Origin of the sequence: Promicromonospora thailandica, from assembly GCF_024171955.1 — a bacterium.
Taxonomy (GTDB): domain Bacteria; phylum Actinomycetota; class Actinomycetes; order Actinomycetales; family Cellulomonadaceae; genus Promicromonospora; species Promicromonospora thailandica.
This window is the reverse complement of sequence record NZ_JAMTCS010000011.1, coordinates 31,952-57,363: the sequence shown is the minus strand read 5'-3', so window position 1 is coordinate 57,363 and position 25,412 is coordinate 31,952. Positions and strand designations below refer to the sequence as shown.

Sequence of the window (25,412 nt, the reverse complement as noted above, 5' to 3'; positions counted from 1 at the left end):
CGTCCCGGCACCCGCTGTCAGGAGCCGTCGTCGACGCGGACGCGCTCCGTGAGGCCGCGCAGGAACCCCGCGCCCCACGCCATGTGCATGACGGCGATCGTGGCCGGGAGGCGGACCGCCGACGCCAGGTCGAGCCGCGGGCGGCGCGTGGCGGCGTGCACCGACGCGGCGCACACCCCGAGCACGTAGCCCACGGGCGCCACCAGGCCGAGGCCGAGCAGCCACGGCAGGCCCGCGATCCCCCCGGCGACGGCGGCGGCCACCGAGACGCCGAGCACCACCACGACGGTCGGCGGCGCGAGGTAGCGCACGCTGGCGGTGTCGGGGTTGTTGCGGATCACCTCGCGGCGCCACATGCCGGTGCGCCAGAACTGCTTGGCCACCTCGCGCAGGGTGCGCCGCGGCTTGTAGTCCACCACCAGCGACGGGTCGAACCACAGCAGGCTGCCGCTCGTGCGCAGGCGGAGGCACAGCTCCCAGTCCTGGGCGCGCACGTAGACGGGCGAGTAGCCGCCCACCCGCTCCAGCGCCTCGCGCCGGAACGTACCGAGGTAGACGGTCTCAGCGGGGCCCGCCTCGCCGCCGGTGTGGAACGACGCCGCGCCCAGGCCGGCGGGGTGGCTCATCGCGCGGGCCACGGCCCGCTGCGTGGGGGTGTCACCGACAGGCAGCATCTGCCCGCCCACGCCGTCCGCCCCGGAGGCCAGCAGGGCCTCCACCGCGCGGCGTACGTACGTGGGCTCCACCACGGTGTGGCCGTCCACGCGGACGAAGATCGAGTGGCCCTCGGGCATGAGGGCCAGGCCGGAGTTCAGGCCGATCGGCTTCGACCCGGTCGGGTTGTCCACGACCGTGACGCGGCCGGTCTCGACCGCGAGCTTGTCGGCGATCTCGCGGGTGCGGTCCTTCGACGGCCCCACGGACAGCACCAGGTGCAGCGGGTGCGGGTAGTCCTGGCCCAGGACCGAACGCACCATGGCCTCGAGGTACGGCTCCTCGTCGCGCACGACGGCGACCACGGTCGCCCGCGGCAGGTGGGACGGCTCGTGCTGCTCGCTCACAGCATTCCTCTCCGTACGGCGAAGGCGGGCACCCGGCGTACGGGTGCCCGCCTTCTGCTCGTGCTACCGGTCAGGCGTCGACGCGACGCAGGCGCGACATCGGCGAGAACTCACCGGGCATGACGCGCTTCTGGCCGTCACCGAGCGCCTTCTCGAGGATGCGGATGTCGCGCACCAGGTTCTCGAGGCCCTTGGGCTCGAGCGAGGAGGCGTGGTCCGAGCCCCACATGGCACGGTCGAGCGTGATGTGCCGCTCGACGGCGACAGCGCCCAGCGCCACGGCCGCGAGGGAGATCTGGAGGCCGGTCTCGTGGCCCGAGTAGCCGACGGGCACGCCGTAGCGCTCCTGCAGCGTCGTGATGGTGCGCAGGTTCGCCTCCTCGGGGGGAAGCGGGTAGGTCGACGTGGCGTGCAGGATCACGAGCTTGCTCGAGTCCAGGATCTCCACGGCGGCGTCGATCTGCTCCAGCGTCGACATACCGGTCGACAGGATGATCGGCTTACCGGTCTCCGCCAGCGCGCGCAGCATCTCGTGGTCGGTCACCGAGGCGGAGGCGACCTTGTGGGTCGGCACGTTCATCTTCTCGAGGAACTCGACCGAGGGGGCGTCCCACGGAGAGGCGAACCACTGGATGCCCTTCTCCTTGGCGTACGCGTCGATCTCCGTGTACTCGGGCTCTTCGAACTCGACCTTGTACTTGTACTCGAGGTACGTCATCTCGCCCCAGGGCGTCTGACGGATCTTGTCGCGCTGGTCCTTCGGCGTGCTGATCTCCGGCGTGCGCTTCTGGAACTTCACGGCCTGGCATCCGGCCTCGACCGCGACGTCGATCAGCTTCTTGGCGATCTCGACGTCACCGTTGTGGTTGATGCCGATCTCACCGATCACGTACACGGGCTGGTCGGCGCCGACCTGCAGGTCGCCGATCGTGACCGGCGCGGGCTGCGCGTTCGTCGCGCTCATAACAGGGTCCTTCCGAAGGGGTCGAGCACAGGGTAGTGCTGTTACGTGTCGCCGGACCTAACCGGTGACGACGGGGGTCTGGGCGGCCGTGCTGTCGGAGGTGACTTCACCCGGACGCGCAGCGAGTATACGGTCACAGATCTCCCGAACCGCGCCGTTCCCGCCCTCGCGGGACAGCACGAGGCGGGCCTGGGCCCTGACCTCCGGGCGCGCGTCGGCGACCGCGACGGGCCAGCCGACCACGGCCATGGCGGCCAGGTCGTTCACGTCGTTGCCGACGTAGGCGACGCGCGCCGGGTCGAGGCCCTGCTCGGTGATCCAGGCCCGCAGCGCGGTCGCCTTGTCGTCGATACCGTGCATGACCTGCACCTTCAGCTTGTCAGCACGCGACGCGACCACCTTGTTGGTCTCGGTCGACAGGATGAGGATGGGCAGGCCCGTGCGGCGCAGCCGGGACACGCCCATGCCGTCGCCGCGGCTCACCCGCACCTGCTCGGTGCCGTCCTGGTCCACGTAGGCGTGGTCGTCGGTGTGCACGCCGTCGAAGTCGGTCACGAGCGCGTCCACGTCCAGCGGGGCGGGTACCGCGTCCGTGACCTGGTCGACGAGCTGGCGGGCCAGCCACAGGTCGCGCGGCTCGTCGATCTCGATGGCCCACTCCGGGGCCACGGGCTGGATGCCGACGTCGCCGAAGAAGCGCGTGCTCCCGGCACGGAACCCGTCCGTCCGCATCACGTAGAAGGCACCGGTCTCCCGGTAGTGCGGCGCCCGCTCCTGGCGGCGCGGCCGGTAGTCCGTGGTGTGTCCCACAGGGCTCGCGACGCCGTCGTCGATGCGCCACTGGAAGTCGTGGGTCTCCGAGACGGCCACCACCACGTCCTTCTCGCCGCCGGCGACCCGGCGGATCGCGGTGTCGAGGTCCTCGGGGTCGATGAACGGAGACGTGCACTGCACGAGCACGGTGACCGCCGGGATCTCCTGCGGGGGCAGACCGCCGTCGCCCGCCTCGACACGGTCGAGCACGTGCAGGAGCGCGGACTCGGACGACGCCGTGCCGCCCGCGATCTCCGCCGGACGTGCGACGACGCGCGCCCCGTGCGACCGGGCCTCCGCCGCGATCTCGTCGTGGTCGGTCGAGACGATGACCTGCGCCACCGAGGGCGCGGCGAGCGCCGCCTGGACCGCGCGCCCGACCAGCGTGATGCCGTCGACCCGGGCGAGGTTCTTCAGCGGCACCCCCTGCGAACCACCGCGGGCTGGGATGATGACGATCGCCGACGGGCCGGCATTGACTGACATGTGCTGCGGATTCCTCGTAGTCTCGGGAGAGCGGGTTTCCGGGACCGCCGTGGTCGCGGGCCCTGCTGCCCTCAGGGTAGTGCACTAGCCTTCACCCCCGGCCCACGCGCGCGGCGTTCCCTGCCGCCGTGGCAGACCGCCGGCCACTCACCCCCGCACGATCAGGATGTCTGTGAACACCACCGCGACCGAGACCCGCCCCGGGCACGCGCCCGCACCCGCGCCCACGGGCCGGGCCCGCACGTTCCTCCCCGAGGTGCAGGCGCTCCGCGCCCTCGCCGTGCTGCTGGTCGTCGCGAACCACCTGCGGCCCGACCTCGTGCCGGGCGGCTACGTCGGCGTCGACGTCTTCTTCGTGATCTCGGGCTTCCTCATCACCGGGCACATGGTCAAGGAGGTGCGGGCCACCGGGCGCCTGCGGCTCGGGCACTTCTGGGCCAACCGGGCCCGCCGCATCCTGCCCGCGAGCCTGCTGGCCATCCTGGCGGTCGTGGTCACCGCCCCGTTCGTGCTGCCGCTGACCGAGCTGCGCGCGCTGGGCCGCCAGGCCCTGGGCTCCATCTTCTACGTGCAGAACTGGATCCTCGCGGCCGACTCCGTCGACTACTCGGCCTCCGACAACGCCGCGACGCCGTTCCAGCACTTCTGGTCCCTGGCCGTGGAGGAGCAGTTCTACCTGCTGTGGCCCCTCGTGGTCACGCTCGCCGCCCTCGTCGCGGCCCGCGTGGCCCGACGGCGCGGCGCCGCGCCCCTGGCCGCGTGCCTCACCGTGGCGTTCGCGCTGGTGATCGTGCCGTCCTTCGTGTGGAGCGTGGTCCTGGTCGGGCAGGGCGACCCGTCCGCATACTTCGTCACCACCACGCGGCTGTGGGAGCTGGGCGTGGGCGGCGTGCTGGCCGTGCTGCTGCGGTACACCGACTCGCTGCGCCTGGCCCGCTCGCTGCTGGCGCTGGCCGGCCTGGCCGCCGTCGGGTGGAGCGCCTTCACGCTCACGGCGGCGTCGCCGTTCCCCGGGGCCAACGCCCTCCTGCCCGTGCTCGGCACGGCCGCCGTGATCGCGGCCGGCCGCACGAGCGGCGTCGGCTCGCTCACCTGGCTCGTGGACCTCCGCCCTGTCCAGTGGGTGGGCAACGTGTCCTACTCCCTCTACCTCTGGCACTTCCCCGTCGCCGTGTACTTCGTCGCGTGGGCCGGGCGGAACGCGAACAAGTTCGAGGTGATCGCGCTTCTCGCCGTGATGTTCGCCCTGTCCTGGGCCTCCTACAACGGGGTCGAGCAGCCGTTCCGCAAGGCCGCCTGGGCCCGGAAGAGCGACGCGCGCGCACTGGTGGCGGCGCTTGTCGCCATGCTGCTGGTGGCGGGGACCGCCTCGGTCTTCTGGATCAAGCCGGCCACGCAGGAGCGCACCTGGGAGCAGGGCGCCGCCGCGGTCGAGCAGGCCCGCGCCGCCGGGGACGAGCGGTTCGGCGCGGGCGCGACCCGCGACGGCAGCTACGCGCCGTTCGTCACCGACGAGCCGGCGATCCTGCCCAACCCGGGCGCCCCGGGCAAGCCCCTGTGGCTCGTCGACGGCAAGCGGTGCGACCAGGACCGGCCCGAGGGCGAGACCGCGATGTGCGAGTACGGCCACCGCGACGGCACCACCGTGATCGCCGTCGTCGGCGACTCGCACGCGCGCATGTACGCCCAGCCGATCATCGAGGCGGCCGAGACGGAGGGCTGGCGCGTGGTCACGTTCCTGCGCAACTCGTGCCCGTTCTCGTTCACGCCGCGCACCATCCCCGGCGCAGGCGAGTGCGTCGCCGCCAACGAGCGCACGCTGGAGAAGATCCAGGCGCTGGGTCCGGACGCCGTCGTCTCCGCGTACTACGAGGGTTCCGAGTTCCAGGCCGACGGCGACGGCCGGCCCGGGACCGCCGGCCTGGCCGCGGGGTACGACGCCCTGGCCGGCACCGGCGCCCGGGTCTTCGCGATGAAGGACGCGCCGCTGCCGCGCGAGGACGTCTTCGCCTGCGTGGGCGAGCACTACTCCGACCCCGGCGTCTGCGCGGTCCCCCGGTCCGAGGCGTTCGCGGGCCGCGGGCTGACCGAGGCTGCCGCGGCGGCCGCCCAGGCCGACGTGACGGTCGTGGACCTCACGGACCGGTTCTGCGACGAGACGACCTGCCCGGCCGTCATCGGCGGCGTCGGCGTGTACGCCGACCTCAACCACATCTCCGACGTCTACGGGCCCACCCTCGCGCCAGACTTCGTCCGGGCGCTCGCGCCCGTGGCCGGTTCCGGGGGAACCGGGACCGCGGCCGGGTGAAGATCCTGCGACGGCATGTGGCGGTGACCGCACGGATGCCGTTTGGCCAGGATCGGGGCCGATCCGTGTGCTTGAATGACTGCCGGACGGCGCTTGCCGGATCGTACTCCGCGCGCGTCTCAGCCCGATTCACCCAGACCGAGGGAACCGGTATATGAGCATCACCACGCGGCCACGCGTGTCCGTCATCGTGCCCGGCAAGGACGCAGGCGAGTACATCGGCGACCTGATGACCAGCCTGACGAAGCAGGTCGACGACCCGCGCGAGATGGAGATCGTCGTCATCAGCGACGGGTCCACCGACGACACGGCGGCGATCGCGCGGACCTTCTCGGACCGCCTGCCGAACCTCGAGGTCGTCGAGAACAAGACCCCGGTGGGCGCGGCCAGCGCCCGCAACCAGGGCATCGCCGCGACGTCGGCCCCGTACGTCGTGTTCGCCGACGCCGACGACTGGATGGCCCCGCGCCGCCTGACGCACCTGGTCGACGCGATGGACGCGCTCAAGGTCGACTTCATCCGGACCGACCACACCGCGGTCCGCGCGCGCCGCCGGGACGTCACCTGGGCGCCCCAGGCGCGGCGCGGCGTCGTCCTGGACCCCCGCGACTCGATCCTGCCGGTCAACTACTCGACCATGGTCGACTACCCGTACAGCTGGGCCGGCATCTTCGACCGGTCCATCAGCGAGGACGGCCTGCTCACGTTCCCCGAGGGCCTGCACACGGCCGAGGACCGGCCCTGGATCTGGGACCTGTTCCTCCGCGGGCGTGCCTACGCGACCATCGACGCGCCGACGCTCTGCTACCGCCGCACCGTGACCACGTCGCTCACCGCGACGTTCGACCGGCGCCAGCTCGACATCCTGCCCGCCCTGCGGCAGACGTTCGACATCGTCGAGGCGGACCGCGACGCGGAGCTGTTCCTCCCCAAGCTGACCCGCACCGCCCTCGCGCTGATCGCGCACCACATGAGCCGGCGGGGCAACATGACGCACGACGTGCGCCGGGACCTCAAGCGCGGGTCGCGCGACCTGTTCGCGAGCCTCCGCCAGGACGTGCTCGCCCAGGAGGCCAGCCAGATGTCACGCAAGCGGGAGCGGCTGCTGCACGGGCTGCTGCCCGCCGACCTTCCCCGGGACAAGACCCTCAAGGCACAGCAGGAGGTGCAGGCATGACCCAGCTCGTCGTCGCCTCGACGCTGTTCGGCGCCGCCACCGCGGCCGCGGCCGCCGACGCGGGACTCCTCGGTGAGCCCGACGGCGAGCGCGTGCTGCTCGTGGTGAACAACGCGTTCGCGCCCGAGCTCACGCCCGCCGCGGACGAGATCGAGGGGTCCGCCCCGGTGCTCGCCCGGTTCGACCGCGTGGTGCACCTGACCGATCTCATCGCGCCGATCCACCCGGCCGACTGGAAGCCCGGCCCGCGCGAGCGCCCGCTGCTGGAGCGGCTGCTGCGCTCCTACTGGGGCCTCGGTGACGGCCCCGTCGACATCGTCGCGGAGTCGGTCTGGGTCAACCCGACGCAGACCCTGGCCCGGATCTTCCACGACGGCAGCATCACGGTCTACGCCGACGGCCTCATGAGCTACGGCCCCACGCGCAACGACCTGCCGCTCGACATCATCCAGCGGCTCGAGGGCCTGCTGCACCTGGACCTCGTGCCGGGTCTGCGGCCCGTCCTGCTGAGCGAGTACGGTGTGACACCGACGGTCATCCCGAGCGAGTCGTTCCGCGGGGTGATCGAGGAGATCGCGGCGAAGCCGGCAGCGGCGTCGGACGAGGCCCAGCCGCCGGCGGCGATCGTCGTCGGGCAGTACCTCGCGGCGCTCGGCCTGGTGACCATGCAGGAAGAGGCGGCCATGCACGCCGGCATGATCCGCGCGGCGGCCGAGGCCGGGGCGCGAGTGGTCCGTTTCAAGCCGCACCCGTCCGCTCCGCCCGGGTTCCTCGCCCCGGTGGAGAAGGCCGCCCAGGACGCCGGCGTCACGCTCGAGGTCGTCACCGACCCGTTGCCGGTCGAGGTCATGCTGGCCTCGTCCGACGTCACGGCGATCGTGGGCTGCTTCTCGACGGCGCTCGTCACGGCCAGGTCGATCTTCGGCGTGCGCTCGATCGCGGTCGAGACGTCGAACCTGCTCAAGCGGCTCAAGCCGTTCGAGAACAGCAACCGCATCCCCGTGACGATCGTCGATGCTTTGCACCGCACGGACTCGACGTTCGACACGGCCGAGCAGCTCCAGCAGCTGGTGGACACGGTGTCGTACTGCATGCAGCCCAAGTCCCTCTCGGACCGGCGCGGTACCGCGGTGGGCTGGCTCGCCCAGGCCTCGACGAAGGACCGGACGCGCTACGTCGCCGGGCAGCGGCTCTCGATGCTCGACCTGCCGGGCGCGCCCAGGCAGAACCCCGTGGTCAAGGCGACCCTCGACACGGCACGTACCGCGCTCGCCCACCCGGCCATGAGCTGGGTGGACGAACGGACGCGCCGGTCCAACCTGCGCAAGAAGGTCGTCAGCAGGATCCGCGGCTGATGCGTGGGCCCGGCCTGCGGGCCGGGCCCACGTCGCACGGTCGGGGCATCAGGGGCGGACGACGCCGATCCCGCTGACGCGCACCTCCTTGCCGCTGTCGAGCGCCCGGAGCACGACGCGCCCCGACCTCGCGCCGCCGAGACCCACCGTGAACACCCGCTGCGTGGTGGGCGAGGACGAGGCCAGGTCGATCACGCCGTACCGGGTGCCGCCCACGGAGACGGCCACGCGGCCCCACCCGCGCCCCGTCGGCGCCATGACCCGCACCTGCGTGATGCCCCGGGCGCCGTAGACCTTGATGTCCTGGCCGCTGGTCGTGGTCCGGTAGGCGTGCCCGTTGTAGTAGCCGGAGCGGGTGACCCGCTGCCACCCGAAGACGTCCCAGTCGCCGTGCAGCACGTCCCGGGTCGTCGTGGTGATGACGCGCACGGGGCTGCGCCGCCCGTTGGCCAGCACGGCGCGCACGCCGTAGACGGTGTTCTGTCCCGGCGGCGTGTACACCGTGGTCACGGTGCCGCGGGTGGAGGCGAACTCGTACCAGTAAGGGTCGTAGGGCCGCACCGACGTGAAGTGCCCGCTGCGGCGGAGCACCTCGTAGCGCACCGCACCGCGCACGGGGTCCCAGGCGAACGCCGTCTCGGGGCGCCACTGGACGGGCGAGCGCAGGCTGCTCACCGCGTGGGCCTTCGGCCGCGCCGGGAGCCGGACCGCCCCGTGCCGCCGGTACTCCGCCAGGACACGCTCCCGGACGTTCGTGCGCAGTGCGGGCAGCCGGGCGTGGAGCCGCGCCCCGGGGCAGGCCGTGTTGTTGGTGTCCCGGTGGCCGAGGATCGTCGGCACGGTCACCACCGTGCCGGGCGGGGCCTTCGCCGTGCTGCTCACGTTCCCCGTGCGGAGCCGCGTGGTGTGGGTGGGGTGCACGCCGTACTCGAAGGACTTCCAGGCCAGCACCCGCTCCAGGCTGCGGATCAGCGCCGCGGGCGGCGTCGCCGTCTGAAAGCTGCCCATTGCGGACACGCCGATGGTGCCCGTGTTGTAGCCGCCTGCCTGCGCACCGATCGGGTTGTGCAGCTGTGCCTCGCGGCGTCCCTCGAAGATCCGCCCGTACCGGTCCACGAGGAACTGATAGCCGATGTCCGGCCAGCCCCGCGAGCGTGTGTGGTACGCGAGGATGCCGCGCACGATCGCCGCAGACTGGCCCGACGTGTACGAGTTCGTGCCGGCCGTGTGGTGCACGTAGATCGCCTTGAGCGTGCCCGACGTCTCGGGCCACGGCGAGCCGAGCGACTCGTCCGCGCCCCACCGGGCGCGGGACACCACGGGCGGTTTGGGCTCCCAACCGGTCGCCGCGTCGGCCGACGCCGCCGGCCCGGCGGCCGCATCGACGTTCCGGTCCGCGGGCGAGGTGCCGGGGTCGATCACGTCCACCCGCATGCCCGACGGCGGCCGTCCGCTGGCCGTCTCCGCGCGGGCCTGGACAGCGTCGGCGCCGGACGTCACGAACGGCTCGGTGCCGGCGCGGGCGTCGGGCACCTCCGACTCCTCGATGCCGACCTCCTGCCAGGCACCCCAGCGGCCGGACTCCCGGACCCGGAGGGCCACGGCGGTGACCGTCTCGCGGGACGTGCCGTCCCAGGTGACGCCCGCGACGAGGAAGTCGCGCGTGTCCGTGCGGGGCGTGAGGGCGGCGAGGCGTCCGTGCCCCGCCTCCTGTCCCTCGGCCCGGTGCTCTGCCTTCGATTCGGGCCGGGCGTCGGCGCCCGTGCCGAGACGGGTCTCGGGGCTCTCGCCGTCCTCCGGGTGTGCGTGGCCCAGGGGCGGGTCGTCCGCGCTCGGATCGTCCGTCGCCGCCCGGTCGACCGTGGTCATCCGCACGCTCCCGAGCTCCGGCGAGACCGGGCTCGCCGCCAGGACCGGGAGCGGCACCACCGGCACCACCAGGCCCCCGAGGGTGAGCCCCAGGGTCAGCGTCGTCGAGGTCACATGCCGTCCGAACGTCCGTCCGTCGCCGCTCATGCACTCGAACGTAGCCCCGGCCGGTCCCGGTCGCGCCCTGGCTTCTCATCGCGAACTTCTCATCGTGAAAGTCCCGCCGCGTCACCCCCGCGCCGGCGGGTCGTCGGGCTCGCGTACGCTGTCGACGTGGCTCTCGACCTCAACAGGATCATCAAGGCGTACGACGTCCGCGGGCTGGTTCCCGAGGAGCTCTCCCCCACGGTGGCCCGCGCCATCGGGGCAGCGTTCGCCCGGACCGTCGTGCTCCCCGAGGCGTCGGGCGAGACCCGCCCGGCCGTCGTCGTCGGGCGGGACATGCGGGACTCCGGCCCCGAGCTCGTGGACGCCTTTGCCGCCGGCCTGACCGCCGAGGGCGTCGACGTGGTCCGGATCGGGCTGTGCTCGACCGACGGGCTCTACCACGCCTCCGGCGTGCTGGGGCTGCCCGGTGCCATGTTCACCGCGAGCCACAACCCCGCCGCGTACAACGGGATCAAGCTCTGCCGCGCGGGCGCGCGGCCGGTGGGCGAGGCCACGGGCCTCGCCGAGCTCCGGGACGTCGCCCAGACCCTGCTGGACGCAGGCGACGGCGACACCGTGGCGCCGGACGGCCCCGGGCAGGTGACCGACCGCGAGATGCTGGGCGAGTACGCCACCTTCCTGCGCGGCCTGGTGGACCTGTCGGGCATCCGGCCCCTCAAGGTCGTGGTCGACGCCGGGAACGGCATGGCGGGCCTGACCGCGCCGGCAGTGCTCGGCACCGCGGCGGGCCTGCCCGAGCTGCCGCTGGAGATCGTGCCCCTGTACTTCGAGCTGGACGGCACCTTCCCGAACCACGAGGCCAACCCGCTGGAGCCCGCCAACCTGCTCGACCTGCAGACGGCGGTCGTGGCGAACCGCGCCGACATCGGGCTGGCGTTCGACGGCGACGCCGACCGCTGCTTCGTCGTCGACGAGAAGGGCGTGCCGGTCTCGCCGTCGGCCGTCACGGCCCTGGTGGGCCTCCGCGAGGTCGAGAAGGAGAAGGCCGCCGGGCGCACGCCCGCCGTCATCCACAACCTGATCACCTCGCGCGCCGTGCCCGACCTGCTGTCGGCCGCAGGGGCGCGGGTGGTCCGCACCCGCGTGGGGCACTCGTTCATCAAGGCGGAGATGGCCGGGAACGAGGCCGTGTTCGGCGGCGAGCACAGCGCGCACTACTACTTCCGGGACTTCTTCTTCGCGGACACCGGCATGCTGGCCGCGCTGCACGTGCTGGCGGCCCTGGGCGCGCAGCAGCACCCACTGTCGGAGCTCGGCGAGATGTACGAACCGTACGTGTCGTCGGGCGAGATCAACTCGCGCGTCGCGGACGCCGCCGAGGCGACCCGCCGCGTGCTGGACGCGTACCGCGCCGCCTACCCGGGCATCGACGTCGACACGCTCGACGGTGTGACGGTCTCGAACTGGGACGGGCACCCGCAGTGGTGGTTCAACCTGCGTGCGTCCAACACCGAGCCCCTGCTGCGGCTCAACGTCGAGGCCGCCGACCACGACATCATGGAGAAGGTCCGCGACGACGTGCTGTCGCTGGTGCGCGCCGAGACCGACGAGCCGGCCCCGGGCGAGGGCCCGGACGAGACGGGAGAGACCGCATGAGCATCGAGCTGGAGCCCTGGGTGCGCGAGATCCTGCGCTGCCCCGTGACGGGGGCGACCCTCGTGGACGGGACCGGACCGTCGGGCGAGCCGGAGCTGCACTCCACCGACCCCGAGCAGCCGCTGGCCTACCCTGTCCGGGACGGTATCCCGGTGCTGCTGGAGTCGGACGCGCGGGCGCTCTGAGTGAGATCGTTCCTGGGCCTGACGCGCCGACGGAGCACGGCCCGGTCCGAGGCGCAGCGGATCGCACGGCTCCACGTCGCCGCACGGCGGCTGACCGGGCGGGCTCCGCGCACCGTGCTCCTGATCACCGACCCAGCACCCGCACGTGATCGCACCGAGGTGGAAGGGCTGTTCCCGGACGCCCGGGTCCTCGTGCTCGAAGCCGGCGACCACGACGATCTGTTCGCCTCGGCCGCGGGACAGCCTCAGGCCGACCTGGTGATCGACGCCCGCACCGACCCGGAGGCACAGAAGTACTGGGCGTTCCGGCGACTGTTCCTGGGGATCCGCGACGGCGGGCACTATCTCGTGCTCGGTGTGTCCCGCGAAGACCCGACGACGGATCCCACCCCGCCCCGGCCCGTCATAGACCCCTACCGACGGCCCGTCGAGACCACGCCGGCCGCCGCAGGTCTGGACGAGTGGCTGGACCGGCTGTGGGACGCGCGGGGGTGGGACGCCCCGCGCCGGCGCACCGAACGCCTCACGCGCTTCGAGGTACAGATGATGTCGTCCATCGCCGACGTCCTGCGAGGCGACGACTTCCGCCTCGTCACGAAGTCGGGCGAGCACATGCTGATGCTGGACCCCGGGGCCACCCGGTCCGCGCTCGCCCGCCGGGGAGTACGGACGACGGACATCGACCGCCGTCCGGCACGGACGATCACCACCCCGGTCCGGCTGGTCTCGAACGCCCCGGAGCACTCGGCGGCCCGCTTCCCGGCGACGGAGGACGTCCCCGAGCTCGTGTGCCGCGCCTACGACGACGTCGTGTGCGCGCCCCGACAGGTGGCCACCGTGGCCGGGCTGATGCTGCCCGACTCGTACGTGCAGCCCTGGCGGCGGCCGCTCGGACAGCTGGTCGGGAACGTCACGGCGAGCGAGTACGGCACGGCTCCCGGTCTGCCGAGCGAACCGCGCCTTCTCGAAGGGACCTACTTCCACCTCGACAACGAGGTCGCGGGCCACTACGGGCACTTCCTCACCCACGACCTGGCACGGCTCTGGGCGTGGGACGCGGCGGCGGCGATGTTCCCGGACCTCCGCCTGCTCGTGGGCGGGACAGACGGTGGAGACACCGTGCCGGGCTTCGTGCTCGAGCTGCTCGCCGCCTACGGTATCGGCGCGGACCGCGTGACGGTGCTCACCGGACCGACGCGCGTCGAGCGGCTCGTGACCGCCACCCAGGCCTTCCAGCAGCCGATGTTCCTGGCGCCGGAGGCGGCGTCCGTCTGGTCCCGGATCCGGGACGTCCTCGTCCGCTCCACCGGCGACCTCCCCGTCCCCGCCCGCGTGTTCGTGGCCCGGTCGGACCAGGGCCGGCGGCTGTGCCGGAACGCCGCCGAGGTCGAACGGCGCTTCGCCGACGCCGGGTTCGAGATCGTCCGGCCCGAGCTGCTGCCGCTCGCCGTGCAGGCGAAGATCTTCGCGCAGGCGGACGTGGTGGCGGGCTACGCGGGCTCCGGGATGATCAACGCGGTGTGGTCGCGGGAGCCTGCCACGCGGATGGTGATCTCCTCACGGTCCTACCCTGCCATCAACGAGTACCACCTGGCCCGGCACTTCGGCTCGGAGATCCACTACCTGTGGTGCGAACCCGACGTGCCGGTACCTCCGAGCGGGATGACGAAGAAGGCCTTCCACTCCGACTTCGCGGTGGACCTGGAGCGCGACGGCGCCCGGCTCGACGAGTTCCTGAGCCGCGCCCAGGTGGCCTGAAGGTAGTCTCGCCCCCATGTCGGGAACACCTTTCGCGGGCGGCGACGTCCTGATCACCCAGGGTCGGCTGCGGGGCATGGGCGGGTCGGAGATGATCTCGCTGGAGATGGCCGAGCACTTCGCCGCCGCAGGCTCGCGGGTCGTGGTGGTGGCCCGGTCGATCGACGAGAAGATCGCGGCGCTCTTCACCGCGGTCCCCGGCGTCGAGGTGCGCGAGACCTCGTGGTCGGGGCTGGACGACCGGCTGACGTCGGCCCCCTTCTCCCTCGTGTGGGTACACCACAACCTCGTGCCGGACGCCGTCCTGCGCGGAGCGGTCGACGCTCCTGTCGTCTTCGCGCACCTCTCGGCCTACGCTCCGGCGGAGTCACCCCTGGTCCCGGGACTCGAGGCCGCCCTGGCCTCCGCCGTGGTCTTCAACTCGCCGGAGACGCACGACGCGCAGGTGGCCAGAGGGCTCTTCGACACCGTCGAGAAGGAGCGGCTCCACGTCTTCCCGAACCCTGCGCCCGACCCGTTCGCGGACCTTCCCGAGCGCACGGTGGGCACCCGACCGAAGCTCCTCGTCGTCTCCAACCACATCCCCACCGACCTGCACCGGGCTCTGCGGCTGGTCACGCCTACCTTCGACGTGACCCTCGTCGGACAGCAGACCGAGCTGGGCGCGGCGCCACAGCGGGTCGACCCGGCCCTCGTGGGCGCTCACGACGCGGTGGTCAGCATCGGGAAGACCGTCCAGTACGCCCTCGTCGCAGGCCGAGCCGTCTTCTGCTACGACAGGTTCGGGGGGCCGGGCTGGCTCGACGCGAACAACGTCGACCACGCGGCGTCGAAGAACTTCTCCGGACGGGGCTTCGACAAGCGGGCACCGGAACAGCTCGCGAAAGAGCTCGTCTCCGGCTGGGAGAGCGGCGGCACGTTCGCGCGTGCCTACCGGGACAGCGCGACCCAGAGGTACCGCTTGTCGGAGGCCCTGCAGGACCTCCAGGCCCGGATCGCGCGTACCGGCCCGCCGTCGGGCACCGTCGGGCGGGACGTGGCGGCCACCTCGTCGCTGCTGGACCAGCTCCTGCGCTCGACGACCGTCACCAAGGACAAGGCCGTCGCCGAGCACCGGACGGCGACCACGCAGGTCGAGAAGCTGACCCGGGAGCGGGACGCGCTGCGGGCCGAGCTCGACGCGCTCCGCTCCGGCCGGGTGTACCGCCTGGCGAAGCGCTACCGCCGAGTCCGGCGCGCAGTCCTCGGCCGTGTGCCACGTCGCTGACCCCCTGCGGACCACCCTGCGGACCACCACGGTGTCAGAGCGTGGGCCGAACTTCGGTACGCTCGCGGGTGATCTGGCCAGGGGCACGCGGCCCCCGGCTTCGTGGGCGCTGAGCCCGCTGTGAGAGGAGCGCCCTCGTGGCACGGACGAAGACGTGTGTCCTACGGCTGCACGACCCCCTGACGCGCTCGAACTGGGGAGGTCGGGCGACGAGCCTCGCGATGGGAGGCATCGTCGAGAACAGCGCCGGCCGGCACATCGCCTCGACGATCAGCGAGTGGATCCTCAAGCCGATGTCGCAGATCGACGAGGCGGTCGAGGGTCGGTCCGGGTTCCACGTCGTCGACGAGCTGGCCAAGGCCATCGCGGAGGCGGAGCCTGCGACCCGCGGGCTCCGCGAGGTACGGGCGGCCCTCACGGCCGCCGACGAGCTCGTCGTCAACGGCGAGGGCGACTTCATCCTGACGGAGCGGCTGACGCTCGTCCGGACGATGGCGATGATGCGCGCGGCGAAGCTGCTGGGCAAGCCCGTCCATCTCCTGAACAGCATCCTTTCCTACGCTCCGGTCCGGCCCGAGCACGAGAAGCTCGTCATCGACGAGGTCGGGGAGACGCTCTCGATGTGCGACTCGATCCGGTACCGGGACCCGTCGAGCCTCGAGCTCCACCGGGAGCTGTACCCGCAGCTCCAGGCCGACTGGACCCCTGACGCGCTGTTCGCCTGGGCCGGCGCCACGAGGACCTCGCTCATCGACCGTGCGGCCTTCTCCCCGGAGACGGAGGGGCTCTCGATCACGGTCCAGCGTCTGCTGCACAGCGACCAGCCGTACGTCGTCCTCTCGGGGACGTCCATCTACGACGTCGACCCCGACGAGTTCCGGGCCACCGCTCTCGCCCTGCGGTCCCGACTGAAGAAGGACGGCGTCGAGACGGTCTTCGCGGCCTCGGACGGCCCCGACGAGAAGTACATCAAGGCGCTCAAGGGCTCCGGCACCCTGGTGGTCCAGCCGAAGGTCCCGCTGACCGCGGCCGCGCGCCTGCTGTGGAACGCCTCGGCGATGGTCTCCGGCCGCTACCACCCCAGCATCCTGGCGACCCTTGGTGGTACGCCGTTCGTGCTGATGCACTCCAACTCGCACAAGACGAGGTCGCTCTACGACGTGGTAGCGTCGGGCACCGCGTCCGACGAGCACCCCTTCTTCACCGGTGGCGAGGAGGGTGGCGAACGGCTCGCGGCAGCGATCCGGCCGGTCATCGGAGACCGGAGGACCCGGGCGCGTGTACGGAAGTCCGCAGCCGCGAACGGCCGTGCCGTGACCCGCACGTTCGCGGAGATACTGTCCTGAACCGCACCGATTCCCGCTGGTCCGGTACCAGTGGCTGTGCCGCGCACCTGCCCGGGCACAGGGACCTCACGAAGGACCAAGGATGAAACAGCCTCTGCGGCGGCTCTCGCAAGGAGCGAAGCGGCGGGTGCGCCAGCGCCTCATCGAGTCGCTCAAGGGTGGGCCGCGCACCCAGCGGACCAACCGTGAGTTCACCGCACTGGTGCGGGACCTGGCCGTCTTCGCGGCGGACCTGTCGGCGAGCGCGACGACCCGCCACGAGCTGGTCGTCCAGACCGTCGTCGCGTTCCAGGCCCGGGTCACGGTCGCGGAGGCGCGGGCCGGAGCGGCGCTCGACATGAGCCTCGACCGCCGGGCCTGGCATACCGACGCCCCGGTCGTGGAGTCGCTCACCGACGTCGCCCGGCAGCTCGTCGGGCTGGACGACCAGCTCGCGCTCCGGGCGGCGAGCTGTGTGCTCGAGGCCCGCCCGGGCGACGAGCGGGCGCGCGCCGTCCAGCGCGACGTCGCAGGCTCGACCCGGCCGACCGCCGGGGAGGAACCGTGGCGGGTCACTGCGCGCAAGCGGTCGCAAGACACCCGCATCGCGAGCGCACTGCGAGACCTCGCCGCCGGGTCGGCCGACGAGCTCTCCACGAACGCCGCTGCGGAGCTCGCTGCCGCCTACCACGGCGACGCGGCGGCGTCGAAGCCCTATCTGGCCGTGCTGCGCGGCACGGTCGCACACTCTGTCGCCGTAGGTTCTCCCGTGGCGGTGCTCCGCGGGGTCCTTGACGCCACCGTCGCCGAGATGGGCGCGGGTGTGTGGGAGAGGGGCACCCGCTGGGCGGGCGAACCCCCCGCCGTCAGTACCGCCAACCTGTCCGGGCTGCGCGAGTACTTCGCAGGCAAGCGGATCTGTCTCGTCGGGAACGCCACCGGGTCCCTGGGCGAGCACGGGGCCGAGATCGACGGTTACGACGTGGTGATCCGCTGTGGGTCGTTCGCCCTGGATGCGGCCCGGACGGGCACGCGGACCGACGTCCACGCCACCAGCCTCCAGGACGACGGCGGCTGGGACGTCCCCGTGGACGTCCGGCTCGCCTTCAGCGGCGCGCCCGCTGCGGAGTGGGTCGGCTCGCTGGTCAAGCGGCTGAGGCCGGAGGCGCAGCGGTGGGTGGGCGACGAGTCGGTCCGCTGGCCCCGCAGCACGGTGATGCCGCACGCCCTCCGCGCCGCCCTGCCCGAGCCCACCACCCATCTCACCATGACCGTGCTCCTGGACTACCTGGACGTGAGCACCACGATCGACCTGTTCGGGCTCGACCTTCGCCCGGACGCCGAGGCCCCCTCCCCCACCGCCGAGCGCGACTGGATACTCTCCCGTGCCGTGTCGACCGGGCCGGGCAAGATCTCACTGCGCTGAGGAGAACTGACGGAATGGCCATCACCGACGGCTCCAGGCGCGCCTATGTGAGCTTCGTGGACCACGACAGCCTCGCAGGGTTTCTCGTCCTGCTGAAGAGTCTGATCCTGAACAACCCCGGCTCGACGGCTGACCTCGTGGTCCTGCACGACGGGCTCCCGGGCGACGACGCCGCGCTGATCCGGACGCTCCGTCCCGGAGTCCGGTTCGTCCGCGTGGACCCCGCGCTCTACGAGCGCTTCCGCAGGCCCGGCGGGTCGAGCGGTGCCCCCGGCACCATGTACGCGATCCTCGACGCGTTCCGCCTCCGCGACTACGACCGCGTGATCACGCTGGGCACCGACATGACGGTGCTGGGAGAGATCGAGGGTCTCTTCGACCTCCCCGAGCCCTTCGCCGCCGTGCCACGGTCGTCCCGCGACGACGACCCGGCGTTCGACGGGGGCCTGCTCGTCTTCGGCCGGGAACACATGAGCGACGAGTTCGTCGCACGGCTGGAACGCGTGGGCAGCGACGGCGCGTACGCGCCGGACGAGCACGGCCAGGGCCTCCTCAACGCCGTGCTGGGTTCGGGGTATCACCGGCTCGACCGCACCTACAACTGGACCAAGGAGGCTTCGCAGCCCGGTCGATCGCAACCGGGCGACGTGCGGGTGCTGCACTTCACCGGCCGGTACAAGCCCTGGACAGGCGGTGAGCACGGCTACGCCGAGCTGGAGGCGACCTGGCGCTCCTACGACCTGACGCACCTGGCGTTCTTCGCCCGGTATCTCGCCCTGTCTGACGGTGGCGCACCGACCGACCCCGTGCTCGAGAGCCACTACCGCGATGTGGTCCGGGATGTGCCCGCGGAGCTTCTCGACCGTCTCGTGGCGCGCGACGTGGACAAGGTCGGGCGGCTGGTCGCCGAGGCGACCGCGCTCTCCCAGCAGGGGCGCTACGCGGCGGCGGTCGCCGTCCGCCAGGCCGTGGCCGGGCAGACCGGCCGGATCAGCGATCCCCTTCGCCTTGCCGGGGACCTGCGTGCCCTGTCCCGGTACGACGAGGCCGCGGCGATCGGCCTGCTCGCGGTCAAGGAACCCGAACCGTGGCTGGCCGAGCAGTTCCTGTCCGAGACCGCCTGGGTCACGGGTGACCTGGCGGCCGCACGGGAGCACCTCGACGCCGCCCTGCACCTGAACCCTGTGCATGCCAAGGCTCGCGCCCTGGACGGGCGCCTCCGGGCGGGCTCGGTCGACGCGGGCGTGCAGGCCACGACCACGCCCGGCGGCCTGCGGCTCACGCACGCGGCGTTCTACATGGACGAGCTCGGCAACTACGGCGACGAGCTGCTGCCGGTCGCGGTCCGGGAGAGCGTCGCCGCCGTGCGTCCGGTCGAGTCGTGGAACGGCGTCCACGTGCACCAGGTGTTCGACGCGGCCGCCGTCGAACGCGCGAACGCCACCGATGCGGTGCTGGTCGGTGGTGGCGGACTGTTCCTGCCCGACACGATGCCGAACGGGAACAGCGGCTGGCAGTGGAACGTGCCCGACGACAGCCTCCGGTCGCTCCGGGTGCCGCTGGGTCTGGTCGCCGTGGGGTACAACCTGTTCGAGGGCCAGGAGATCCACGGGTCACGCTTCGGGGAGTCCCTGCGGCTGACGGTCGAGCGTGCCACGCTCGTGGGCCTGCGCAACCACGGGTCGATCGACCGCGTGCGGGACCTGCTGCCCGCCGAGCTGCAGGATCGGGTGCGCTACATGCCGTGCCCGACCACCTTCCTCGGTCTCCTGCCGCACGGTCCGGGCGCCCGGGTCGAGCGAGCCGTCGAGCCCGGCCGCCGACCCGTGGTCCACCTCAACATCGCGTTCGACCGGACCGCCCTGCGCTTCAAGGGTCGTTACGACGGCTTCCTGGCCGAGCTGGACCGGTTCGTCCGTGCCGCAGGCGAGCTGGCCGACATCCGGATCGCGGCGCACACCGTCGGGGACGAGCGGGTCGCCCAGGACCTGTACGCGACGCACGGCACGCGGGTGCCCGTCGACTGCCTCTTCCGGCTCGGTGTGGACGGCGCCCTCCAGCTCTATGCGGACTCCGACCTGGTGATCGGCATGCGCGGGCACGCGGGCATGATCCCGTTCGGAGTGGGCACCCCGATCGTGTCGCTGGTCTCGCACCCCAAGCTCCGCTACTTCCTCGAGGACGTCGGGCACCCCGAGTGGGGTCTGCCGATCTTCGAGGAGCACCTGGGCGACCGGCTGCTCGAGCTGACCCGCGCCGTGCTCGACGACCCAGGGCAGTACCGGAAGGCCGTGGCCGGCGCCCGGGAGTCGCTGCGTGAACAGTACGACGAGTCCCTCGCGGTGCTTCTGCGCGCGGTCTGACGGCGCTCAGGCGGTCGCGAGCGGGTTGCCGCCCGCGGCCGCCTGCGCCGCGTACAACCGGCCGAGCACGCTGCGCGGACCGGTGTTGTCGGCGCCGGCCTTGTACGAGAGCTTGTGGATCGTCGCGCGGGACAGCGCGCGGTCGAACTCCTCGTCGGTCACGTCCCGGCTCATCCAGTGGCGGAGCCGCAGCGACGGCGCGGTCGACAGCCGGGGCGTCGCGGTCCACAGCTCGCCCGACCGCGGGTCCGTGAGCGCCAGCGCCTCGAAGAGGTGGTGGAACGTGAAGTAGTGGGGCAGCGCGCCGTCCCGCCGCCAGTAGGCGTAGAGCGCCTCCAGCGTCATCGTGACGAGGTGGTGGCGCGGCCGGGCGGTGATGTTCCACGTGCCGATCGTCGTCCGCTCCTTGGCCGGGGCGAAGAAGCCGGACGGCCGGGCGTGGTCGGCCATCTCCGCCCCCGCGTCGCCCCGCAGGTAGCAGGTGGCGTCGAACCACGTACCCCCGTACCGCGCGAGCAGCTCCAGGCGCAGCAGGTCGGACCGTGCGGTCCGGTCGGTGACCATCGTGTCGATGTCGTCCGGCAGGGTCACATACGTGCCCACGTTCTCGTCGGTGAGCTCCACGACCGGGCGGGTGAGGTGCCGGGACATGCTCGCGCGGCACATCCGCACCACGTCCGGCGCCTGCTCGAAGCCCTGCGCCCAGTACACCCACACGGTCTCCGACCGGTCCTGGACGACCTCTCGCGCCGCGGCGGCGGCGCGAAGCTCCGGCAGACGCTCGAGCACGAAGCGGACGGCGTCCCGCCGCGGCACGAACTGCTGCACGCCGCGGTCGAGCAGCACGGCGTCCAGGCCGCGGGGCAGCGGCTCGCGGGCGGTCCAGCGCCGGTAGGCGGCGTCGGCGTCCTCGAGCCGGCCCGCGAGCTCCGAGGCGCGGCCGAGCTCGTAGTACCAGCGGCCCGGCGCGTCCTCGCCACGACCGTCGATCGCCCGCGCCAGCGCGTCGGCCGCTCCGGCGTGGTCGTGGGCCCGGCGACGGGCGGTGGCCAGGCGGTGCAGCCAGGCGGGGTCGGCCTCAGGTCCCGCCGTCGCCCGTGCGAGGGCGCGCTCGGCGCGCCCGGGCCGGCCGAGTCGGCCGTACAGGCGGGAGAGGAGGAAGTTGTAGCGCTCGTTCAGCGTGGCCACGTGGTCTGCCGTTCATCTGGAGGAGTTCACGGCAAATTTAAGCCGCTCGCTCGCTCCTGTCGCGATAAACCCCGGGTGATCCGGAGCGAGCTCAGTTCGACCGCACCCGGTCGATCCAGGAGGACGGGACGTTTCCGCCGCGGGTGTGCTTCCCGACGACCGAACGGATGTGGTCGGCCGAGCCGCGCACCGTGGCTGACTTCCCGGACGGCGACTTCGCGACCAGCACGGCTACCTGACCGCTGCGGTACCGGTCGGCGATCTTGATCGAGGCGACCTCGGACAGCCCGAACAGGCGCTGCGCACCCTTCTGCGTGAGCCGACGGCTCCAGCTCGCATGACCGTTGCCCGGCGCCCGGAGGCTGTACGGGTCGGCCACCGACCGCTCGTAGGGCACCTCGGACGCCCAGACGTCCTCCGAGTGCGCGGTGCGCCCGCCGCTCGACGAGAAGTAGTGGGCCTCGACCGGCCGACCGGACCAGGTCAGCACCCGGGCGCGCGTGAGCGAGGTCCGCGTCGCCTTGACCGCGGCGATCCAGTGTCCAGCGGAGGCCCCGCTCTCGTTCTTGAAGCCGGAGAAGTGCTGGTCGCGCACGTCGTCCACCACGTGGCACCGGCACCGCGCCTTCCACTGCCCGCTGCGCAGCAGCGCGAACGACCGCGCCACGATCGCCTGGGCCTCCAGGGCGGCGCGCCCGCCGTGCGCGCCCCACGACGCGGGCATCTCGGCGAGGCCGAACAGGTAGGCACCGTTCAGGGGCACCCGGTTGACCACGTTGGGCACGCCCGCCGACGCCGAGAGCTGCAGCCTGCCCCACCGGTAGGAGCCGTGGGCGCCCCGCACGTGCGCGACCGACGGCGCCGCGTCGGGCCGGTAGTGCGGCGTGCCGGACCAGAGCAGCCACATCCGGTCGTACCGGTGGGTGCGCCCGTCCGTGCGGACGACGAGGCCGCCCCGCCGCACCGAGAGCTCGACGGGCCCGCTGCCGCGCGCGACCGTGCGGCCCTGAGCCTGCAGCGCCCAGGTGCCGCCCTTGACGTCGATGCGGGTGGGCCCGGAGTCGCCGTACCCGTCGACACCGTACGGGTCCGGCCCGTAGACCTGGACGTCGATGTCGCGTGGGGTCCTCACCGCGCCGTTCCGTGCGCCCTGGTAGTAGTGCCCGAGGATCTGTCCCGGCGAGCGCCCCTCCCGCGCCATCTGGTACGCGCCGTACTGCGCCATCCCGACACCGTGGCCGTAGCCGGAGCCGGAGATCGTGAAGGAGTCCGGCACGTCGGCGGCGGTGGCCGGGGCGGACGGCGCGACGGTCAGCCCGAGAGCCAGTGCGGCGGTGGCGCCGGCGGCCGCCAGCAGGCGGAACGCCCCCCGGCCGGACCTGTGGTGACTGGTGACATCCTGGTTCGACATCTTCGTACCCCCGAGTGCCACTGTGCCCCAACGGGCAGCGTCCGGCATCTGCGGGGGGTCGGCTGCCCGGACGGGCGTCAGCCGATGGCGGTCCAGAACACCGCACCAGGAGCCGGCAGTCCGGAGGTACCTGGCACATACGTCACGCCACCGCCACCGGCGACGAGGAGAGCGACCTCGGGTATCACCAGCAAGACCGCCACGGGCCCGGCCACCAGTGTGACCTGCTCGTCTTCGTCGTCATGAGAACCTTCGATCTGCCACCAGCGCATACCCAGGGGAAGCGACGAGATAGCTGCGGAGCACGACCTCTCCCCGACCCGGGTCGGTGATGATGCGCTCGGTCCATGGCGCAACCCACTCATCGGTGGGCTGCCTTCCGATGAAGAGCTGGTATGTCGCCCTCACCCGGTTGCCCACCACGGCGGGGGGTCGTCCACAGATACTCGACGACGGCTTGGCGTCCCTCGGCCTGAACTCGGCCGACCAAGGTGTCGACGGTCGCGTCCGGCGGCGTGCGGCCAGCTATGTCCTCGTAGGCAGCGATGACGAACGCCCGGTTCGTTCCCCCCACGTGCGCGTAGTAGGCGTCCGACCAGATCAAAGCAGGCCGGATCAGATCGAGACTTCTCCCAGCCGCGACCTCGCCGACGAGACGGTCGAGCTGGGTCTCGTTCGGGTCGCGGTCGAGCGTCGTCCGGAAGGCATCGACGATCCGTCGTTCCCGGTACTCCGTCGACGTCTCGACCCAGGTGGCGAGCGGCCGCCCACCCTCGGACAGCACGACCGGCGCCCAGTCGGCGATCTCGTCGGGAGTGGCCGGCCGGCCGAGCAGATCAGCGACGGCCGCCTGCACCACGTTCCGGGCCGTCAGGTAGTCCCCGATCTGGAGCTGGGCCCAGTCCCTGACGTCGTCCACGCGGCTGGCGACCGCACCCGTCCGCGTCTCGGCGGGGTCACCACCAAAGCATCCGCCCTGCCACGACCTGCTGCTGACCGCCACCAGCTCGGGGCTGCCAGCCGTCGCGCGCAGGACCGGCCCGCCGGTGTCTCCGGCACAGACAGCCGCACCGTCGAGGCCGGTGATCGCGACGGCGCCGCCCTCCACGGAGTCCACGGTGAACGTGCCGGCATGCCGTCGCAGCGGCGCCCATTCCGTGGCGGTGCGACCGAAACCGGAAACCTGCACCTGCTCGCTCGCGGTCGGCGAACTCTCCGCGATGGCCACCGGGACCACCCCCGTCACTGCGCCGTCGAGCTGAGCCAGAACGAGGTCTCGCTCGCCGTGGGGCACCAGGGCGACGACGTCGCGTACGTGTCCAGTGTTCGTGGTCAGGTCCGCTCGGCCGATCGTCGCGGTGGTCGACAGGGTGGGCGGCCCAGCGACCAGGTTCAGGCCCTCGGCGGGGTCCTCGACAAAGCAGCTCGCCGCCGTCAGCACCCACTGTGGTGCGACCAGTGCCCCGCTGCAAGCGCGCTGACCGGAACCGACGTCCAGACGAGTCACGAATCCGTTGGTGGTGTCGTCCGGGGCTGCCCCAACTGCCGACGCGGTGGGAGTGACGAGTGGGGCCACGAGGAGGGCCGCCAGCAGGCCCGAGGACCACGCCCAGCGCGACACCCAGTGCGCACGGATCACCGGCTGACCCTGATCTCGAGCAACGCGAACTGCTGTCCACCCGAACCAGGGTCCGCTTCACCAACCGACTGGATGTCGTTGGGACCCACGTCGAACGACTGAGTATCGCCACTGGAGGCCGCGAGCTCAAGATGCGTGCTCTCGTAATCGTTCGTCCGAACGAGGAACGCTCCGGGAAGTTCGAGCGTCAACCAGCCTTCGTTGCCAGTCGCGCGAAAGCAAACGGTCAAACTTGACTGACCGCGAGCGGAGATACGAATCAAGTTAGAACCGCTGCAGTCGGCGAGCACGATGTGTCCGTCACCCCGCTTGAGCTCGATTCCGCGCTCGACGAGGATCTGCTCTGCACCGGGGTAATTGAAGTCCTCTACTGCATACGGCGGCAAATCGGCATCTAGGTCACCTTGCGAAGCCTCCGCGGAGAACGCGGCCCCTGCGGCCCCGGCGCCCACCATCGCGGCTAACAGCGCAGCACCAACCCCTGCACGAAGCACATTCGTCCCGATCTTCATCGTCCGTTCCTTTCTCATCCCAACCTCTGGATTCGATAATGCCCGAGCGCACAGTGGAAATCACTAGATATCGTCCACACCGCGATTCAGCCCCCGTGCTCCGCGGTCGGGCTTGTACGCGTGCGCCGCACGGCCTGCAACCGCTCGTCGACCTCTTCAGGCGCAACGACCTCGTTGGCGTACCGCACCAGCCGCCCAGTCCTGGAGTCGACATAGTCAACGTCCGGCGGCCCGCTCTTGAGAGTCGTATATCCAGCTTTGGCCTCTCTTGCGACTGCCGCCCTTTCCATCGAGTCAGCCGTTCGCTTGACGGCCAGGGCTAGAACACTGACGATGTAGAACGGAAAGGACCACAAGTCCAATCGTGACGCCCACAGGGGCACAGCGACGACAAGGCTGGCAAGGCAGATACCTAGCGCCCATGACTCCGTACGGGCGAGCGAGTGCGCAGATGCCCCCGGTACGGTAGATCGTGATATCGCGGGATTCCACTCAGCATCCATGACGACCCATTCGTGTTTGGGGATCGGGACCTGCGAAC

At 71.8% G+C, this 25,412-nt stretch carries 18 protein-coding genes; 10 read left to right on the top strand and 8 right to left on the bottom strand.

The genetic code is table 11. The features are described from left to right. Positions 1-17: 17 nt before the first annotated feature. The 3 genes from APR03_RS17550 to APR03_RS17540 form a co-directional block, all read right to left on the bottom strand. On the bottom strand, positions 18-1,061 hold the full coding sequence (locus APR03_RS17550) for a glycosyltransferase family 2 protein (RefSeq protein ID WP_253837657.1): 1,044 nt from the start codon (positions 1,059-1,061) through the stop codon (positions 18-20). Positions 1,062-1,131: 70 nt separating this feature from the next. Then, on the bottom strand, positions 1,132-2,025 hold the full coding sequence (locus APR03_RS17545; protein ID WP_253837655.1) for an N-acetylneuraminate synthase family protein: 894 nt from the start codon (positions 2,023-2,025) through the stop codon (positions 1,132-1,134). A 57-nt stretch (positions 2,026-2,082) separates the two neighbouring features. Continuing rightward, positions 2,083-3,324 carry an acylneuraminate cytidylyltransferase gene (locus tag APR03_RS17540; RefSeq protein ID WP_253837653.1) on the bottom strand — a complete coding sequence of 414 codons (1,242 nt, stop codon included), beginning with the start codon at positions 3,322-3,324 and terminating at the stop codon, positions 2,083-2,085. 172 nt (positions 3,325-3,496) lie between these two features. On the opposite strand from APR03_RS17540, the gene APR03_RS17535 reads away from it, so the two are divergent. From APR03_RS17535 to APR03_RS17525, 3 genes are all read left to right on the top strand, one after another. Next, on the top strand, positions 3,497-5,632 hold the full coding sequence (locus APR03_RS17535) for an acyltransferase family protein (protein ID WP_253837651.1): 2,136 nt from the start codon (positions 3,497-3,499) through the stop codon (positions 5,630-5,632). A 154-nt stretch (positions 5,633-5,786) separates the two neighbouring features. Beyond that, positions 5,787-6,809, top strand: coding sequence for a glycosyltransferase family 2 protein (locus APR03_RS17530; protein ID WP_253837650.1), 1,023 nt, complete (start codon positions 5,787-5,789; stop codon positions 6,807-6,809). Continuing rightward, positions 6,806-8,164: a polysialyltransferase family glycosyltransferase gene (locus tag APR03_RS17525; RefSeq protein ID WP_253837649.1), complete on the top strand. Its 1,359-nt coding sequence runs from the start codon at positions 6,806-6,808 to the stop codon at positions 8,162-8,164. The genes APR03_RS17530 and APR03_RS17525 overlap by 4 nt, the downstream gene beginning before the upstream one ends. A gap of 48 nt (positions 8,165-8,212) precedes the next feature. Here APR03_RS17525 and APR03_RS17520 read toward each other — a convergent pair whose 3' ends face one another. After that, on the bottom strand, positions 8,213-10,180 hold the full coding sequence (locus tag APR03_RS17520) for an N-acetylmuramoyl-L-alanine amidase (RefSeq protein WP_253837648.1): 1,968 nt from the start codon (positions 10,178-10,180) through the stop codon (positions 8,213-8,215). 126 nt (positions 10,181-10,306) lie between these two features. On the opposite strand from APR03_RS17520, the gene APR03_RS17515 reads away from it, so the two are divergent. The 7 genes from APR03_RS17515 (at position 10,307) to APR03_RS17485 (ending at position 20,121) form a co-directional block, all read left to right on the top strand. After that, complete coding sequence (locus APR03_RS17515; RefSeq protein WP_253837647.1) at positions 10,307-11,797, top strand: phosphomannomutase/phosphoglucomutase; 1,491 nt, start codon at positions 10,307-10,309, stop codon at positions 11,795-11,797. Beyond that, on the top strand, positions 11,794-11,982 hold the full coding sequence (locus APR03_RS17510; RefSeq protein ID WP_253837646.1) for a Trm112 family protein: 189 nt from the start codon (positions 11,794-11,796) through the stop codon (positions 11,980-11,982). Before APR03_RS17515 ends, APR03_RS17510 begins: the two co-directional genes overlap by 4 nt. Further along, positions 11,983-13,740: a glycosyltransferase family 61 protein gene (locus APR03_RS25315; RefSeq protein WP_253837645.1), complete on the top strand. Its 1,758-nt coding sequence runs from the start codon at positions 11,983-11,985 to the stop codon at positions 13,738-13,740. 16 nt (positions 13,741-13,756) lie between these two features. Then, on the top strand, positions 13,757-15,007 hold the full coding sequence (locus tag APR03_RS17500; RefSeq protein WP_253837644.1) for a glycosyltransferase family protein: 1,251 nt from the start codon (positions 13,757-13,759) through the stop codon (positions 15,005-15,007). Positions 15,008-15,228: 221 nt separating this feature from the next. Then, entirely contained in the window at positions 15,229-16,353 is a 1,125-nt protein-coding gene (locus tag APR03_RS17495) for a polysaccharide pyruvyl transferase family protein (RefSeq protein ID WP_253837643.1), read from the top strand. Positions 16,354-16,435: 82 nt separating this feature from the next. Beyond that, positions 16,436-17,758: a glycosyltransferase family 29 protein gene (locus tag APR03_RS17490; protein WP_253837641.1), complete on the top strand. Its 1,323-nt coding sequence runs from the start codon at positions 16,436-16,438 to the stop codon at positions 17,756-17,758. A 14-nt stretch (positions 17,759-17,772) separates the two neighbouring features. Then, entirely contained in the window at positions 17,773-20,121 is a 2,349-nt protein-coding gene (locus APR03_RS17485) for a polysaccharide pyruvyl transferase family protein (RefSeq protein WP_253837639.1), read from the top strand. Between the two features lie 6 nt (positions 20,122-20,127). Here the strand turns inward: APR03_RS17485 and APR03_RS17480 are convergent, their stop codons facing one another. From APR03_RS17480 to APR03_RS17465, 4 genes are all read right to left on the bottom strand, one after another. Next, a complete protein-coding gene (locus APR03_RS17480; RefSeq protein WP_253837638.1) occupies positions 20,128-21,309 on the bottom strand; it encodes a capsular polysaccharide synthesis protein in 1,182 nt (393 codons plus the stop codon). Between the two features lie 91 nt (positions 21,310-21,400). Beyond that, on the bottom strand, positions 21,401-22,720 hold the full coding sequence (locus APR03_RS17475; protein WP_253837637.1) for a SpoIID/LytB domain-containing protein: 1,320 nt from the start codon (positions 22,718-22,720) through the stop codon (positions 21,401-21,403). Between the two features lie 361 nt (positions 22,721-23,081). Next, complete coding sequence (locus APR03_RS17470; protein ID WP_253837636.1) at positions 23,082-24,359, bottom strand: S1 family peptidase; 1,278 nt, start codon at positions 24,357-24,359, stop codon at positions 23,082-23,084. After that, positions 24,356-24,871: a hypothetical protein gene (locus APR03_RS17465; RefSeq protein ID WP_253837635.1), complete on the bottom strand. Its 516-nt coding sequence runs from the start codon at positions 24,869-24,871 to the stop codon at positions 24,356-24,358. The genes APR03_RS17470 and APR03_RS17465 overlap by 4 nt, the downstream gene beginning before the upstream one ends. Between the last annotated feature and the right edge of the window lie 541 nt (positions 24,872-25,412).